Origin of the sequence: Bradyrhizobium sp. CCBAU 53415 (genome assembly GCF_028128735.1) — a bacterium.
Lineage (GTDB): Bacteria > Pseudomonadota > Alphaproteobacteria > Rhizobiales > Xanthobacteraceae > Bradyrhizobium.
On record NZ_LBJF01000027.1, the window covers coordinates 1,394,208 to 1,410,604 of the forward strand.

Sequence of the window (16,397 nt, forward strand, 5' to 3'; positions counted from 1 at the left end):
CGATGTACGATGTCATTGTTGTCGGCGGTGGCTCCGCCGGCGCGGCCGTGGCCGCAAGGCTCTCCGAAGATCCCGCACGTCGCGTGCTGCTGCTTGAGGCCGGCCTCGACTGGCGCGCCGATGAAGCGCCCTGGGAAGTGAGGACGCCGAACCCGATCCCGATCATCCACAAGCGCGAGTACCAGGAGAAATGGCAGTGGCCCGATCTGCTGACGCGCCGGGTGGCGGGGCAGGAGCCACGCTTCTACTGGCGCGGCAAGGGGCTCGGCGGCTCGTCGATGATGAATGGCCAGATCGCCATCCGCGGCGTTGCGGATGCCTTCGACGAATGGGCGGCCAATGGCTGCACCGGCTGGTCGGCGAAGGAGGTGATGCCGCTGTTCTCCGTGATCGAGGACGATCTGGAATTCGGCGATGCCGAGGGCCACGGCCGCGGCGGGCCGTTGCCGGTCTATCGCGCGCCGCCGGAAAAATGGGGCCCGATCGATCGTGGCCTGCGCGACGCCGCGCTGGCCAGCGGCTATCCCTGGTGCGCCGACGTCAATGGTCCTGATGGCGAGGGCGTCGCCTGCTATCCCATCAACAGCCGCGACAGCCGCCGCATCACCACCAATGAGGGCTATCTCGAGCCTGCGCGCGGCCGCGCCAATCTGGAAATCCGCGGGCATGCGCTGGTCGATCGCGTATTGATCAGCGAAGGACGGGCGACCGGCCTGCGCGTCCACATCGAGGGGCAGGGCACCCAGGAGATCAGCGCGCGCCAGATCGTGCTCTGCGCCGGCGCCATCCACAGTCCGGCGATCCTGCTGCGCTCGGGCATCGGACCGGCAGAGGAATTGAAGGCGATGGGGATCGCTGTCGCGCGCGATCTGCCGGTGGGCCGCCACTTCTTCGACCACCCGCTGTTTCGCGCCACGATCCAGCTCCGGGAGGAGCTTCGCCCCACCGATCCCGATACGCGACACACCAATTGCTGCGTGACCTATTCGTCGGGCCTCGCCAATGGCGGCAAGCGCGACATGATCCTGATCGCGTTCAACCATCGCGGCATCGGCGTCCCGGGTGCGATCGGCGCCGGGCTGTTCAACGCGTATTCGCGTGGGACGCTCAAGCTGGCCTCGACCGATCCCGCGATCGATCCTGTCGTCGAGGAGAACATGCTCGCCGACCCCCGCGACATGCTGCGCATGATGGACGCGGTGAAGCGCCTTGCCGTGATCACGTCGCAGCCGGCGCTTTCGGGCGTTGCCGACTGGATCCGGCTCGCGGACACCGATCTGACGCTGCCGCAGGCCGCCAGCCTGCCGGATCACGAGCTCGACGCGGTGCTGCGCCGTGAGACCGGCGACATCCAGCACGCCGCCGGCAGCTGCCGCATGAGCGGCGTCGGCGACGCTGATGGCGTCGTCAACCCTGACGGCACGGTGAAGGGCATCTCCGGCTTGCGTGTCGCCGACGCCTCGATCATGCCGTCCGACTGCCGCGCCAACACCCATTTCACGACAGTGGTGATCGGCGAGGCGATCGCGCGGATGATGATGCGGTAGGGAGTGCAACTTGGCCGCGGTCCGCTGCCATAACAACGGTGTCATGCCCCGCGAAGGCGGGGGCATCCAGTACGCCGCGGCCTATCGACCCAACCACAACCGTCTCGGAGTACTGGATCGCCCGCCTTTCGCGGGCGATGACACTGAGAGTGGGGCCTGACCAGTCGACGCTCCGATACACGTTTCAAATAACGGGCAAGAGTTCTCCTTCTCGCGGCGCGCCTCGCCCGAGTTTTGCTTCATGTGCCGCGCCCGCAAAGACGAGAGCGCAGGGAAGGCCGGGCGCCGGCTGGCACCCGAGTCCGTGCGCGACAGAATGCACACGGGGTGGACCACAGGTGTTGCCGGTCGCCCGGCCTTCCCTGCGCGAATGGTTTTAACGGTGTCCTTCGTGCTCTCCTCGGGGAGCGATGCACTATTGCCCCCGTCGCCTTGCAGCTGATCGATGCGCGTGCCGGTCGGCCGCCGCATCGCCGCAAGCCTTGACGCACAGACCCCGGGCGTCGGGACCACACGACTTCTCCGTCCGCGCACGTCCTCGCTGGGAATCCGAGGGGTGGCGTGTGCTCGCCCCCGAAGCCATGCGAAGACGCTGTCAGCGCCGTGTCGTTGGCGCAGGAGCCATTGCTCACGGTGTCCCGCCCTGCAATGCCTCTCGCGCCCGACGCCGTCGCGTCCATCGCTGCCCAGCCCGCGGTTCGTGACGATCGCGATCCGCCCCTCGTCTCGGGCCAGGGTGTCCTGCTTGTACGACAAATCCGAATTTCGGTAAAGTGGAATATTTTGCGAGAAGGGGGCTTGACAGGATCGAGGTCAGGGCGCGCGGCTGGCTCGCCCGACGGGCAATGGTCGATTGGACATTGGTTATGGGCTTTTGCCTTGAGAGCATGTGCTCATGAACGGCAACTTTCGCGGGCGAACGCAAGTCGCTCCGCCTGAAGCGGACAAAGCGGTCTACGCCGCAGGCGAAGACGCGTTGCCATGCCTGTCGTGGTCGCGAATATACAACCCAAGATATTGAGAACAACGAATGCGCGATCTGTGGCTACGACAGCTACGTTTCCCGAGCGTCAAGGAGCCGCAAGGCCTCTTGGCTCAGACTAGGTCTGGATCGCTGCTACACCATTGTTCACGACTGGTCTATAAACGCAACAAGCACCTCACGTGCGGTGAACGCCTGTTCAAATACTCATTCGCGTACGAGCTAAGCTGCGCAGGACTTCATTTTGGTTGTGAGGGCTCGACTCATGACAAAGCACATTTCGATGGGAATTGTGACCTATGTGCTTGTAGTCACCATATCTGTGGTGACGATCACGATCGCAGCGACATCGCTAGGCGAGCCCATTGTTGCGGGGATTGCTGCTTCCATTCCGGGCCCATTCCACTTTGCGATGGAAAGTACACTTGCGGGCGCAAGGCCCGGCCAACCGAAGCTCGCCCGCGGGCAAACGGGTTGTCGGCTTCGATCTGCGCCTCTGCAATGGAACGTGGACTGGCTTGTCGGGCCGCCTGCAGCTGTCACACATTGAATTGCCATCCCGGTTGAGGGCGCGGCAGCATGGGCATGGCTATTGTCGAGCTCCAGCAGCACGCGGGCAATGCGGCTCGGCCCGATCGAATGCTTTTGCCGGTGAAGATTGCCTGGGAGGAACATCATGGAAGTCAACGAAGAACGCCTCAATGCCTTCATGGGGAAGATGATCGGAGATCTCGGTGCAGCTATGAGCGCCTCGCTTATGCTGCTCGGTGACAAGCTCGGGCTCTACAAGGCCCTCGCGGAGCGGGGGCCGATGAATTCCACGGAACTGGCGCAGGCGACAGGCACCGCCGAACGCTACGTTCGAGAATGGCTCGCAACTCAGGCCGCCTCCGGCTACGTGGAATATGATCCGGAGAACAACAAGTTCTCGATGCAGCCCGAGCAGGTGCTCGCCCTCGCCAATGAAGACAGTCCCGTCTTCCTGGGCGCTGTCGGCAACGTGGTTGCCGCCACGTTTTTGGACGAGCCGAAAATATCGGACGCGTTCAGGAGCGGCAGAGGTGTCGGTTGGAACCGGCGCAGCGAATGCCTGTTCTGTGGCACCGCTCGCTTTTTTCGAACCTCGTACAGACATCATCTCGTTCAGGAGTGGCTACCTGCGCTCACTGGTGTCATGGAAAAGTTGGAGCGCGGGGCCAAAGTCGCCGATGTTGGTTGCGGCCATGGCGTGTCCACTCGGCTCATGGCGCAAGCCTTCCCGAACTCCCGCTTTTTCGGCTTCGACTACCACGAGGGCTCGATCGAAGCCGCCCGGCTTGGCGCGAAGGAAGCCGGTCTGGCGGATCGCATCACGTTCGATGTTCACTCGGCAAAGAGTTATCCCGGCGACGCCTATGATCTGATCTGCTTCTTCGATTGTCTCCATGACATGGGTGATCCCGTGGGTGCTCTCAAACATGTGCGCGAGAGCTTGGCTCCGGACGGGACCTGCATGCTGGTCGAGCCGTTCGCCAATGACCGGCTCGAGGATAATCTCAACCCGATCGGGCGCATCTATTACGCAGCTTCGACCATGATCTGTACACCTGCATCCCTCGACCAAGAAGTGGGCTTGGCGCTAGGGGCGCAGGCTGGCGAGGCAAGACTGCGGGATGTGGCTCAGCAGGCCGGGTTTACGCGCTTCCGCCGCGCCGCCGAAACTCCGTTCAATTTGATCCTCGAGGCCCGTCCATAGCAATCTTCTAACTGGCCGCCGGGGTGCGTGAAGGGGTGGAGGTGGCGCAGGCACGCAGACCGCAGTGACATGTCTTGGACGAAGTAGGGCAGAATCCGTCCGGTCGGCGAGCGCTGCCTTTGACCCTGAAACGGAAAGGACAAGCCGATGACTTGCTCGCGTTCACCGCGCAGTGATCGCCCTCGGCGACGTCCAAGATCTTGACCGCCTGTGAAGTAGTTTACATGTGTGCGCCCTTGGTGCGGACTAAGGTGAGGAAAGCCCCACTTTCACGGAGGCATCCATGCTCGCGGCAATCAAATGGAACTTCCGACACAGTGCTCGCGAATGGGTAGTTATGGCTGTGGCCCTTGTCGTCCAACGCCGCACACGCACAAACCGGCAGAACGGCGAAAGCAAGCAAGGGCCACCGCTCTGGAAGCACTTCGACGACACCCATCATTGGGACTCAACCGCGGAGGAATGGGTCCCCAATCCAGATCGCTGATCGTGCAACGCATTGTGCGCACCGGACGTGACTACACGTCCTAGATGACTGCCCCTAGTCGCAGCGCCACACCCGCGGCGCAACTGCCCGCGAGCACCGTCAGCATGCCCAGCTTGAACCGAAAGATCGCCGTCGCCGCGGCGATGGAGAGCACGAGAGCGGGGATGTCGACGCTCCTCAGCACGGGCATGTCGAAGTTCAGCGGAAACGCATGCAACGGCACGGTCTCTCGGAACAGCGTGTGCAGCGCGAACCAGATCGAGAGGTTGAGGATCACGCCGACCACGGCGGCGGTGATTGCGCTGAGCGCGCCGGCGAGGCCCGTGTTGCCGCGCAGGCGCTCGATATAGGGCGCGCCGACGAAGATCCAGAGGAAGCAGGGCGTGAAGGTGACCCAGGTCGCGAGCAGGCCGCCGAGCGTGGCTGCGAGCATCGGCGACAGGCCGCCGGCATCGCGATAGGCCGCCATGAAGCCCACGAACTGGAGCACCATGATCAGCGGGCCCGGCGTGGTCTCGGCCATGCCGAGTCCGTCGAGCATCTCGTGCGGCTTCAGCCAGTGATAATGCTCGACCGCCTGCTGGGCGACATAGGCCAGCACGGCGTAGGCGCCGCCGAAGGTGACCAGCGCCATCTTCGAGAAGAACAGCGCGATCTGGCTGAAGACATTGCCTTGCCCAAGCGCGAGCAACAACACCATCACCGGGACCAGCCAGAGCGCCAGCCACAGCGCACCGACGCGGACCGCGCGCGCGGTGTCGGGCCTGACATGGTCGGGCGCGGCCTCGCCGAGCATGCTGTCGATCGCGGCGCTGCTAGCGCCATGGCCGTGACCGGCCGGGGCAAATTCCGGTCGGCCGCTGCGCGCGCCGGCATAGCCGACGAGGCCGGCGGCGATGATGATGATCGGGAAGGGCACCGCGAAGAAGAAGATCGCGACGAAGGCCGCGGCCGCGAGCGCGATCATGATGCGGCTCTTCAGCGCGCGCTTGCCGACGCGCACCACGGCCTCGACGACGATGGCGAGCACGGCGGCCTTGAGGCCGAAGAACAGCGCCTCAATGAGGCTGACATTGCCGAATGCCGCGTAGACGTAGCTGAGGCCCATGATGGCGATGATGCCGGGCAGGATGAACAGCCCGCCCGCCAACAGCCCGCCGGCGGTGCGGTGCATCAGCCAGCCGACATAGGTCGCGAGCTGCTGCGCCTCCGGGCCCGGCAGCAGCATGCAATAGTTCAGCGCATGCAGGAAACGGCGTTCGGAGATCCACTTCTTCTCCTCGACCAGGATGCGGTGCATCACCGCGATCTGGCCCGCGGGCCCGCCGAAACTCAGGCTCGCGACGCGAAGCCAGACGCGGAACGCTTCGTTGAAGCTGACGCCGTGACCGGCGTCAGCTCCTGATTGAACGTTACGGGTGTCCATTACGCCTTCACCTTGTTGGTCGGCCAGTTGTGGGTCTCGGCGGTGGCGTCGCGGCACCAGCGGTAGAAGGCATCGTAGAGCGTCATGCCGGCCTTGAGCTGTTCGAGGTCGTCGTCGTACATCCGCGACAGCCCGAGCGAGGCCGCGAGCAGGCCGGGCGCCTCCGGCGCCAGATCCGGCCGCGCGGTGTCGGCGCCGCGCACCAGCGTCGCGAGGCGAAGCAGGGCCGGCGTTGCGATCCCGAATTCCTCGATCATCACGTCGAAGGTGCAGAGCTCGCCACGGTGGCTCCAGAACACGTTCTCGATGTCGAAGGGGGCGGCACCAAAGCGCTCGCCCACCCCCACCACTTCCGACGGCGCTACGTACAGGAACACGGCGCTGGGATCGACGAAGCGGCGGATCAGCCATGGGCAGGCGATGCGATCGACCTTCGGACGCGCCCGAGTGACCCAGACGGTGCGGCCCTCGGCATCGCGTGGCGGCAGCTTGCGGGCATCGACCAGCGGCAGCCCGGCCGCCTTCCAGCCCTCGAAGCCGCCCTCCAGCGTCTCCGCTTGCACCCCGAGCTGGCGCAGCCAGGCCGCGGTGCCTTGCGCGAGCTTCTCGCCGCGGAAGCAGGACACGACGGCGCGGCGGCGCGCGAAGGCGCCGCCCCAATCCGTCACATTGGCGTGGCTGAGCCTGACGGAGCCAGGGATCAGCCGCCGGTCGGCGGTAAAATCCTCCTCGGTGCGCACATCGATCAGTGCAGGCGCGTTCGCCGTGCCGATCAGCCGTGCCATTTTGTCAGACGAGATGGTCGTGAATGTAGACATGATGCGTCCTCGCAAAAAACGAACGGGACGCGATGCTTGGGCCTGTCGCCTCGTGGGGAGATCGCTCGATCCCCATGGCGCAGATTACAGCGAAACCAGGCAGCACTGTCAATCCGCGGAGCGTTTGGGTCTTAGGAAATTGGTGCCCGCCGTCTATACTGCACGCTGACTGACCTGATTATTCCGGAGAATTCGATGCATTCCCATTCCATCGAACCATGGACCCACGACCACGCGTTCCTGGGCGAGACGCATGACGAGAACGAGCGCCGCACCTGGCTCGTGGTCGTCCTGACGCTGGTCATGATGGTCGGCGAGATCGTGGCAGGCTCGCTGTACGGCTCGATGGCGCTGCTGGCCGACGGCTGGCACATGGGCACCCACGCGGCGGCGCTCGGCATTGCCGCCTTCGCCTATCGCTTCGCGCGCCGGCATCTGGGGAATGCGCATTTCACCTTCGGCACCGGCAAGTTCGGGGATCTTGCCGCCTTCGCCAGCGCGATCATCCTGGGCCTGATTGCCGTCGAGATCGCCTATGAGAGCGTGCTGCGGCTGATCACGCCGGTGCCGATCGTGTACGGCGAAGCCATGGCGGTGGCTGCCCTCGGCTTGTGCGTCAATCTCGCCAGCGTGTGGCTGCTGCGCGATAGCCACGATCATCATCACCATCACGGTCACGACCATGATGATCACGACGATCATGACCACGACCACGATCGTCACGGCCATCGTCACCATCACCACGACAACAACCTTCGCGCGGCCTATGTCCATGTGATGACGGATGCGGCGACCTCGGTGCTGGCGATCGCAGCGCTCGCCGTCGCCATGTATTCGGGCTGGGTTTGGGCCGATCCGGCCGTGGGCCTGATCGGCAGCGCCGTGATCGCCAGCTGGGCGTTCGGCCTGGTCAAGTCATCGGGTGCGGTGCTGCTCGACGTGCGCGCCGACGAGAAGCTGGAACGGGTGATCCGGGCCCGTATGGAGGTCGGCGACGATCGCGTCACCGACCTCCATCTCTGGCAGGTCGGGCCCGGCCATTGTGCCGTGCTGCTCTCGGTGGTGTCGGACAAGCCGAAGCAGCCGGCCGTCTACAAGCGGCGGCTGGCGGGATTGAAAGGTCTCAGCCACGTCACCGTCGAGGTGGAGACGTGTCCGCATTAGCGGCGAATGAACGTGAATTCTCGCATGACGGGAAGAAGCTTGTGTTGTTTGTCGTGGGTTGTGCATGTCTGCCGCGGATGCGGCCCGGCCGGGCATTTCGCAAAATCGTGATCTGGTTCATAACCGAGCGGCCGCGTGCGCAGTATGGAGTTACGTGCGCTCGATGAGGGCTGCCGCCGAATTGGCAACTGCCGGGCAAGGTCCGGTCGAGATCAGGGAAGTGAAACAGCACCGGCCTTAAGGGCCATTCACCTGAGAGTCCGGTCAGTGGAGGCCGGGCTTCGGAGAGACGAGCAATGGGCCTCGTGCAGCAGGACACTGTGGTCCTCTTGGTTGACCTCGTCGAGTCCGTGCGGCTGATGCGGCAGCACGAGGCATCCGCGGTGCGCCGATGGACCGACTTCGTCCAACTTGCCACCGGCCAGATTCTGCCGCGCTATCGCGGCGGCCTCGTGAAAAGCCTTGGAGACGGGCTGATGGCCCGCTTCGAGTCGGTGCCTGATGCCGTCAATGCCGCGGCCGACATGCACCGGAGCATCGCTGCTCAGAATACCGGGCGTCCCGAAGATCAACACTTCCAGCTTCGTGCAGGGATCAACGCTTCCACCGCCTGGAGCGACGGCATCGACTTCTATGGCACCGGTATCAACCTTGCAGCCCGGCTCGCAACCCTTGCCGGTCCCGGTGAAACGATCGCCAGCGAGGCCGCGCATGAGCAGCTGGCGGCGGCTCTTGCCAGCCTGGCTAATCCGGGGGAGACGATTGGCAGCGCTGCGGCGCGCGACGAGCTGACGCATGGAGTGGATGCGCTGTGCGAAGATTTGGGCGACTGTATCCTCAAGCACTTTGACAAGCCGGTTCGCGCCTACCGCGTTGGCCCGGCCAGTCCACATCCGAGCCTCGCCGCTCGGCGAGACTATGGAACTCCCATGGAGCCGACGATCGCCGTCATACCTTTCGACGCACGCAGGGACGCGGAGGAACATCTCGACATCGGCAACCTGATCGCGGACAGCGTGATCTGGCGCCTATCCAAATCGGCGAACCTCAAGGTGATCTCGCGTCTGTCGACCAATACATTCCGCGGCAGGGTCAGCGATGTGGCGGAAGTATCGGCGCATCTCGGTGCCACCTACATTCTCAGCGGCAGCTATGTGGTCGATGCGGACCGGATACTGGTGACGGCGGAGCTGTCGGCGGCGCGGACCAACCAGGTGGTCTGGACCGACCGCCTGGGCGGCGGTCTCGGCGACCTGCTGCAGCCGGAGAGCGAACTGGCTCACCGCATCGCCGCTGCGGTGCATCTGTCGGTCTTTGATGCCGAGGTCGAGCATATCCTGACCCAGCCGTTGCCGACGCTGGAGAGCTATTCGCTGCTGCTTGGCAGCATCCGCCTGATGCACCGGTCGAGCAGGGAGGAGTTTCTCCAGACGCGCAAGGTTCTGGACGAGCTGATCAATCGCCACGGCCGGATAGCTGCCCCGCGCGCCTGGCTCGCCAACTGGTACATCCTGCGCATGACGCGCGGCTGGTCCGAGGACCGCAAGCGCGAGGCCGCCGAGGCCTTGAGCGCCACTCACGCGGCGCTCGACCGCGACCCCTCCGATGCGCTTGCGCTTGCGACCGAGGGCTTCGTCTATTGCCACATGCTGAAGGACCTGGAGACCGCTCGAAAGCGCTGCGACCAGGCCGTCGATGCCAACCCCAGCCACGCGCTGGGCTGGCTCTACCGCGGCACCGTCAATGCCTTCAAGGGTGAGGGCGAGGCGGCCGTGGAAGCAACGCGCCGCGCGATGGAGCTCTCGCCGCTCGATCCGCAGCGCTATTATTTCGAGTCTCTCGGCGCGACGGCGCTCCTGTCGGCGCATCGATACGACGAGGCGGAAAAGCTCGCGCGCTCATCTCTCGTTCTCAATCGCATGCATCCGTCCACCTGGCGGGTCCTTGCTATCGCGCTCGTTTCGCAGGGACGGATAGCGGAGGCCCGCGAAGCCCTGGGCAGGATGCGCGAGCTCGAGCCGCAATTGACCGTGGATCGATACATCGGGCGCCTCCCGAATGCGCAGCTCGAAACAGGCAGGCACTGGGCCCGCTGCCTGGAAGCGGCAGGATTACCGACGACAGGCTGACGAACCTCATACCGACTTGTTTTCACAAGGAGACAGGCAATGGCTCAACTAGGCGGAGCGGGAGGAGCAGGCGGCGCAGGTGGTGCTGGCGGAGCCGGCGGCGCAGGTGGGGCAGGAGGTGCAGGCGGAGCGGGCGGCGCCGGAGGGGCCGGAGGGGCGATGCTTGGCACACTCGGCGACGTCTGGGCCAATCCCATCATGGTGGATGCACTCATCCTCGAGCGTGAAGGGATCATCGTTCCCGAGGGGCCGCCGCCAGTTTGCTACGCTCCGGGATTGCCCAGCATTGAAGACCCGGTGCAAATAGAGCGCTGGGAACCCTGGGTTCGTGCCTTCATAGCCGTCGGCGAGATGCTGCAGGGAATCAGCTTTGCGAAAGTCGGGACGGGAGCCGGCACCGCGTTCCAGGTTTGGTCGTCCGGATCGCTGGTCGCGGAAATCCAACGACCGGCGCCGGCAACATTCGTGGCGCAGGTCCCGATGGTTCTCAGCTGGGCCGAGCTGCGCAGCGAACGAGCCACTGAGATCATGGCGCAGATTGATCCCCAGTACGCCTTCTGGTCGTCGATCGTCTATCTGCACCCAGATCGCACGAGGCGCACGTTCGAACTCATCAACATGGTGCTGCAGTTCTGCGTCTATGTGGAAATGCGCTTCAAGCACGCGCTGGCGTGCTGGCGCCCGGTCGAATACAACGCGCAAGTGCAGCCGATGATCACGACGCCGGGTCACGGCACCTTCCCGATGGGACACGCTACGCAGACCTACGCGGTGGCTCAAGTATTGAAGGCACTGCTCAATCTCGCACCGAGATACCCGACGGTGATCGAGCAGCTCGACCGTCAGGCGGCGCGCATTGCGACCAATCGTGTTGTGGCGGGCCTCCATTTTCCGGTCGACAGCATGGCAGGGCGCATGTTGGGCGTGACGCTGGGCGAGTATTTCGTCGGACGTTGTCTGGGGAGCACAGCATCGAAGAGCCGCACGTTCAACGCCAACTACATCGACAACAATGCCGGGACGGACTTCAATCCGTTCAGCCCGGACCAGCAGTTCGCTGCGAACAAGTTCTACTCGGAATCTCCGGAGGGGCCCATCACACAGTCCCTCATCATGAATGAGCTTTGGGGAAAGGCCAGGGCCGAGTGGACGGACTGGTACAAATTCACCTAGGCGAGGCTTCGTTCAGCGTGTTGCAGCGGAGGACCTTCCATGGCCAAGGAATTGCCGAAATCCTTCGACCCGTATCTCCGGTACGCGATCGGGAGCGACTTCAAGAACTTCGAGTTTTTCGACGAGCAGAATTCGAAGCTGTTCCTGTTCGTGGAGCTCAAGACGGCCGAACTGGCCGATGACTTCAAGACCGCAATGAGCCGTCACGACCTCGGCGCGGAATTCGGACTGACCAGCCCGAATTCGCGACATTTGACCATGCGGGCTCGCAAGGCGGCCGTCAGGCCGGAGAGTTACCGGGCATGGAACGACAACGTATCCCGGGTCGAACTGTCGCTGCCGTTGAAGCCGACGGCCATCAAGAAGGGCGCGTTCCGCAACAGGTCCGCGAGCGCAGCAGCGCCGACATCGCTCCTCATTGGCGTGATCGACGATGGCTGTCCGTTCGCCGCCGCTCAGTTCGTCAAATGGACCGCGGGTGTTGCGACCGGGACGCGCGTGCGCGGCATCTGGGATCAGAATGAGGATCCAGCCAGAGTCCCGATCCCGGTCGGCGCCGACGTCTTCGGCGAGAAGCCGTTCGACTTCAATTACGGCCTCGAGTTCTTCCGAGAGTCCGGAGGCGGCGTGATTGGGCTCGACGACTGGATCCTGTTGCACAAGAGGGCGAACACGATCGACGAGGATGGCTCCTACGCGGATGCGGGTTTCAAGACCCTCAAGCATCAACGCTCGCATGGCGCACATGTGATGGACGTCCTCGCAGGACGCATACCGCCCTCGGCACGCATCGCGCGGCGCGATCCGCCGAGTTGGAATCCCGGAGATCCCATGACCGATCCCGCTTGCGAAGCCGATATCGTGTTCGTGCAGTTTCCGGAGAGCTGCCTTCGTGATGCGACCGGCGTGTGGCTGAAGGGCTACGTCGCGGACGGAATCGAATACATCATGTCATTTGTCGATTCCCGGATAAGGAACGTGGTGATCAATGTCAGCTACGGACCGACGACCGGACCTCACGACGGCACCGCGGCGCTCGAGGACAAGCTGAGGGAGCTTGTCACCTACTACGACGGCACTTCCGGAAGTCCAAAGCTTGATATTTTTCTGTCCGCCGGCAACGCCTATCTGGGCGAGGGGCACGTCCGTTTCGTCAGGCAAACCATGGCAGACCCCGATCATGTCGAATGGACGTGGCGCCTTCCTCCCGACAACACCGTGCTCTGCTTTGCCGAGGTCTGGATGAAGGAGAACCACACGGACAATGTCATCGTTACGCTCACCTCGCCCGGCGGTCGTAGCTCCTCATCGACCGCTGGTCCTCCGCCCCCACCCCCTCCACCTCCGCCGCCGAGCATACCCGTACTTCCACCCTACACCGGTGCGTATGCCCCGGTTGTCTGGGGTGACGACAGGGTGTGGCTGATGGCGGTCGAGCCCACGATCGCCGGAGCCGGCACGGTGCCCGAACATGGGAACTGGAAGATCAGGGTCGAGGGCATCGAGGTCGGGCACGAGGTTCACGCTTATGTGGCGCGTACCGATCCGAACATGAACATGCGCACCGGCGCGAAGCGCTCGTATTTTGTCGATGCCGGATGGGAGGCCGGCCGCGCGGCCGGGTCCGGCTGCACGTATGCCGATGGGGAGTTCGACAGGAGCGGATCGCTTGTTTCTCGCCTGGGCACCCTTAACGGGATTGCTACGGACAGCGTCGCGGGTGTGCACGTGGCCGGCGGCTACATTCTTTCGGCGCCAAAACGCAAGTCGTCTTATTCGTCGGCGGGCCCTGCACGACCCGGGCCCTACCCACGGCGCGTCGGTCCCGACTATGCGCTGTTCTGCGACGAATCGGATGCTCTCCAGGGCGTACGCGCCGGGGGCAATCGAAGCGGCGCCGTGTTTCGCCTCGTCGGCACCAGCGCCGCCGCGCCGCAACTCGCGCGACTGGTTGCGGACGGGGTGTCGTTGACGGCACACGATCCTCCAACCAGTCCTCCGGACGAGAAGCGAGGCGATGGCGATCTCGATCCGCCGTGAGCCGATCACGGGAAATCTTCTGGCCGGGCTGGTCGCCGTGTTCGCCGGTATCTGGGTTGCGACCAGCGAGGCCAAAGCGGCTTAGCTCCGCGGCGCGGTCACCGTCGGAGGGCTCGCGTCCGGGGTCTTCTTCGGTTTCAGCGTGCCGGCATAGAACGAGAGCAGCCATACCAGCAGGATGGCGAGAAGATAGACGCCCCAGGCCTGGGGCGGCGTGGTCGCCCACCGCAGGAGGCCTTTGAGCGTACGAGGCGGGCCAGCGTTTTCGGTCATGGCCCGCTTGTGCGCGAAAGCCTTGCCCCGGTCAATCTGGCCGCGGTCCCGGGCGGATCAGGAACAGCGCCACGAGCGCCGAAAGGCTGAGCGCGGACGAGACGATCAGCACCTTGGCGCCCATGAGGTCGATCAGCAGGCCGAAGGCGAGCGGCGCCACCGCCTGCGCCATCCGTGCCGGGGCGCCGATGATGCCGAGACGATAGCCGAAATCCTTCGGGCCGAAGATCGACAGCGGCAGCGTGCCGCGCGCGATCGTCAAGATGCCGTTGCCCGAGCCGTGGAACAGCGCGAACGCGCTCGCCGCCGCGCCGCCGAAGATCGCAACGATCACGGCTCCGACCGGGTGGGTGAGGCAGGCGAGCCGTGTCGACCACAGCGGATGGAAGCGGCTGAGAAAGCCGGCCTCCAGCATGCGTGCACCGACTTGCGCCGGGCCGATCAGCGCGCCGGCCGCGATCGCCTCGGCCGGCGTTGCGCCTGTGGTCTCGAGGATGCGCGGGAAATGCGCGGCCATGGCGCCGGTGACGGTCCAGACCGCCGCGAAGATGAAGGCGAGCAGGAGCATGGTGCGATCGAGCGGCAAATGCGGCTTCTCGGCCGTGGACGCGGCCTGCTTGGCGCCCTTGATCACCGGCAGCATGATGAAATTGAGCGGCAGTCCGATCAGGATGTTGGCGGCGGCCCACGCGAAACAGGTGTCGCGCCAGCCGATATGGGCGATGCCCCAGGCGGTGAGCGGCCAGCCGACGGTGGAAGCGAAGCCCGCCATCAGCGTGATGCCGGTAATGGGCTTGCGCGCCTCGGTGCCGTAGATGCGGCCGAGCGCTGCGAAGGCGGCGTCGTAGAGCCCCATCGCCATGCCGATGCCGAGCACGAGCCAGGCGATCGCCATCACCGCGATCGATTGGGAGAACCCAAGCAGCACGAGACCGGCGGCGATGGTCAGGTTCGAGGCCGACAGCACCTGACGGCCGCCGACGAGGTCGATCTGCCGTCCGATGCGCGGGCCGAGCATTGCCGAGATCACCAGCGAGGCCGAAAACGCGCCGAAGATCCAGTTGGAGGAGACGCCGAGGTCGCGGGCCATGGGATCGGCGAGCAGCGCCGGCAAATAATAGCTCGAGGCCCAGGCCAGGGTCTGCGTGGTGCCGAGCGCCAGGATGATCGGAAGCTGGCGCTGGGTCATCCGCGCGTGCGTCCGATTCTGGTCGACGAAGTGTTCATCGCCAACACTTGCCGCCCGCGCGGCGAGTGCGTCAACCGTGCCCGCGACATATTCGACCTGCAAGGGCCGGGAGGCTGGCGCGCAGCCGGCCCTGCACCTTTCGCCCGTCACGAATGCACGGCATAATGGCGCATGCAACTGACCTCGCGCCTCGAGTTGATGAACTGGTTGGCTGGGCAGGGCCTTACGGGCCTGCCCGAACCTGAACTGCTCCGCGGCTTCTGCGAGCGCTGCCGCGCCGAAGGGCTAGCATTATCGCGCGGGCTCGTCGTCATCGACACGCTGCATCCGATCTACGAGGGCCGGGCGTTCCGCTGGAGCGACACCCCGACCAACGAGAGCGACGTCGTCGAGTATGGCTCCACGGCGGAGGGCGACGCGGCCAGGAACTGGCGCCGCTCGGTATTCTATCATTTGCTCGAGCACGGCGACGACGAGATGGTGATCGATCTCGCCGACGCGCCGTCGCTCGATTTCTCGCAGATCGGTGACCTCGCCGAAACCGGTCACAGGCATTTCCTGGCGTTCGTGCATCGCTTCGGCGAGACCGGAGCGCTGGGGCAGATGGACTGCCTCTACTCCTCTTGGACGACGCGGCGGGACGATGGCTTCACCGAATCCGAGCTTGCCGCGCTGCGCGATCTCGTGCCGGTGCTGGGTCTTGCGATCAAATCGGCGCAGCAGGTCGACATCGCGCGCACGCTCGGCCGCGTCTATCTCGGCCGCGACGCCTCCGAACAGGTTTTGCGCGGGCGGATCTCGCGCGGCGTCACCGAGCGCATCAACGCCGTGCTCTGGTATTCGGATCTGCGCGGCTCGACCGGGATCAGCGAGAGCATCGGTCCCGACGAGATCATTCCGTTCCTCAACGACTACGCGCAGGCCGTGATCGACGCCATCCACGATGCCGGCGGCGACGTGCTCAAGCTGATCGGCGACGGCGTGCTCGCGATGTTCTGGGGCGAGGATATGGCGGATGCGCGGCGGGCGGCGCTGCGGGCCGAGCACCTGTTCCGCAAGAACGTCACCGCGCTGAACAAGCGGCGGGCGGCGGAGGGCCGTCCGACCACGTCGGCCTATATCGGCCTGCATGTCGGCGAGGTCTTTTACGGCAATATCGGCAGCGAGGACCGGCTCGATTTCACCGTGGTCGGCCCGACCGTCAACGAGGTCAGCCGCATCGCCTCGATGAGCCGATCGGTCGACCGCGAGCTGCTTGCCTCATCCGAATTCTACAAGGGCCTCGATGCCACTGGGCGCCGCTATCTCGTCTCCACCGGCCGCTACGCGCTGCGCGGCATCGGCCGCGCCCAGGATCTCTACACGCTGGATCCGGAAGTCGACGCGAGCGAGCCGGTGACGGGGAGCTATGAGCGGTATCTGGCGAATTAGCGC

11 protein-coding genes are annotated in these 16,397 nt (G+C 64.7%); 7 read left to right on the plus strand and 4 right to left on the minus strand.

What is annotated here, in order from left to right; translation table 11 throughout:
• Positions 1–2: 2 nt before the first annotated feature.
• Both XH87_RS34720 and XH87_RS34725 read left to right on the plus strand, forming a co-directional pair.
• Entirely contained in the window at positions 3–1,547 is a 1,545-nt protein-coding gene (locus XH87_RS34720; protein WP_271590672.1) for a GMC family oxidoreductase, read from the plus strand.
• Positions 1,548–3,205: 1,658 nt separating this feature from the next.
• Entirely contained in the window at positions 3,206–4,264 is a 1,059-nt protein-coding gene (locus XH87_RS34725) for a class I SAM-dependent methyltransferase (protein ID WP_158667892.1), read from the plus strand.
• A 527-nt stretch (positions 4,265–4,791) separates the two neighbouring features.
• Here the strand turns inward: XH87_RS34725 and chrA are convergent.
• Positions 4,792–6,177, minus strand: a complete 1,386-nt coding sequence (gene chrA / locus XH87_RS34730; protein WP_271590673.1) for a chromate efflux transporter — start codon at positions 6,175–6,177, stop codon at positions 4,792–4,794.
• Complete coding sequence (locus XH87_RS34735; RefSeq protein ID WP_271590674.1) at positions 6,177–6,995, minus strand: sulfurtransferase/chromate resistance protein; 819 nt, start codon at positions 6,993–6,995, stop codon at positions 6,177–6,179. The genes chrA and XH87_RS34735 overlap by 1 nt, the downstream gene beginning before the upstream one ends.
• Positions 6,996–7,190: 195 nt before the next feature.
• Between XH87_RS34735 and dmeF the strand changes: the two genes are divergently transcribed.
• From dmeF to XH87_RS34755, 4 genes are all read left to right on the plus strand, one after another.
• A complete protein-coding gene (dmeF, locus tag XH87_RS34740) occupies positions 7,191–8,159 on the plus strand; it encodes a CDF family Co(II)/Ni(II) efflux transporter DmeF (protein WP_271590675.1) in 969 nt (322 codons plus the stop codon).
• Between the two features lie 296 nt (positions 8,160–8,455).
• Positions 8,456–10,288 (plus strand): adenylate/guanylate cyclase domain-containing protein, encoded by a 1,833-nt coding sequence (locus XH87_RS34745; RefSeq protein ID WP_271590676.1) that lies wholly within the window; start codon positions 8,456–8,458, stop codon positions 10,286–10,288.
• Positions 10,289–10,447: 159 nt separating this feature from the next.
• Complete coding sequence (locus XH87_RS34750) at positions 10,448–11,461, plus strand: phosphatase PAP2 family protein (protein WP_271590677.1); 1,014 nt, start codon at positions 10,448–10,450, stop codon at positions 11,459–11,461.
• A gap of 39 nt (positions 11,462–11,500) precedes the next feature.
• Positions 11,501–13,501 (plus strand): hypothetical protein, encoded by a 2,001-nt coding sequence (locus XH87_RS34755; RefSeq protein WP_271590678.1) that lies wholly within the window; start codon positions 11,501–11,503, stop codon positions 13,499–13,501.
• Positions 13,502–13,582: 81 nt separating this feature from the next.
• Here XH87_RS34755 and XH87_RS34760 read toward each other — a convergent pair whose 3' ends face one another.
• Positions 13,583–13,774 (minus strand): hypothetical protein, encoded by a 192-nt coding sequence (locus XH87_RS34760; RefSeq protein ID WP_271590679.1) that lies wholly within the window; start codon positions 13,772–13,774, stop codon positions 13,583–13,585.
• 31 nt (positions 13,775–13,805) lie between these two features.
• The gene (locus XH87_RS34765) at positions 13,806–14,963 is read right to left on the minus strand and encodes an MFS transporter (protein WP_158667884.1); all 1,158 of its coding nucleotides are present in this window, start codon (positions 14,961–14,963) and stop codon (positions 13,806–13,808) included.
• Positions 14,964–15,134: 171 nt separating this feature from the next.
• Here XH87_RS34765 and XH87_RS34770 point away from each other — a divergent pair, with 171 nt between their 5' ends.
• Positions 15,135–16,394, plus strand: coding sequence for an adenylate/guanylate cyclase domain-containing protein (locus XH87_RS34770; protein ID WP_271590680.1), 1,260 nt, complete (start codon positions 15,135–15,137; stop codon positions 16,392–16,394).
• The last annotated feature ends 3 nt before the right edge of the window (positions 16,395–16,397 follow it).

Coding starts and splice junctions, on each gene's coding strand:
- XH87_RS34720 (WP_271590672.1), top strand. CDS start 3: ATGTACGATGTCATTGTTGTCGGCGGTGGCTCCGCCGGCGCGGCCGTG.
- XH87_RS34725 (WP_158667892.1), top strand. CDS start 3,206: ATGGAAGTCAACGAAGAACGCCTCAATGCCTTCATGGGGAAGATGATC.
- chrA (WP_271590673.1), bottom strand. CDS start 6,177: ATGGACACCCGTAACGTTCAATCAGGAGCTGACGCCGGTCACGGCGTC.
- XH87_RS34735 (WP_271590674.1), bottom strand. CDS start 6,995: ATGTCTACATTCACGACCATCTCGTCTGACAAAATGGCACGGCTGATC.
- dmeF (WP_271590675.1), top strand. CDS start 7,191: ATGCATTCCCATTCCATCGAACCATGGACCCACGACCACGCGTTCCTG.
- XH87_RS34745 (WP_271590676.1), top strand. CDS start 8,456: ATGGGCCTCGTGCAGCAGGACACTGTGGTCCTCTTGGTTGACCTCGTC.
- XH87_RS34750 (WP_271590677.1), top strand. CDS start 10,448: ATGCTTGGCACACTCGGCGACGTCTGGGCCAATCCCATCATGGTGGAT.
- XH87_RS34755 (WP_271590678.1), top strand. CDS start 11,501: ATGGCCAAGGAATTGCCGAAATCCTTCGACCCGTATCTCCGGTACGCG.
- XH87_RS34760 (WP_271590679.1), bottom strand. CDS start 13,774: ATGACCGAAAACGCTGGCCCGCCTCGTACGCTCAAAGGCCTCCTGCGG.
- XH87_RS34765 (WP_158667884.1), bottom strand. CDS start 14,963: ATGACCCAGCGCCAGCTTCCGATCATCCTGGCGCTCGGCACCACGCAG.
- XH87_RS34770 (WP_271590680.1), top strand. CDS start 15,135: ATGCAACTGACCTCGCGCCTCGAGTTGATGAACTGGTTGGCTGGGCAG.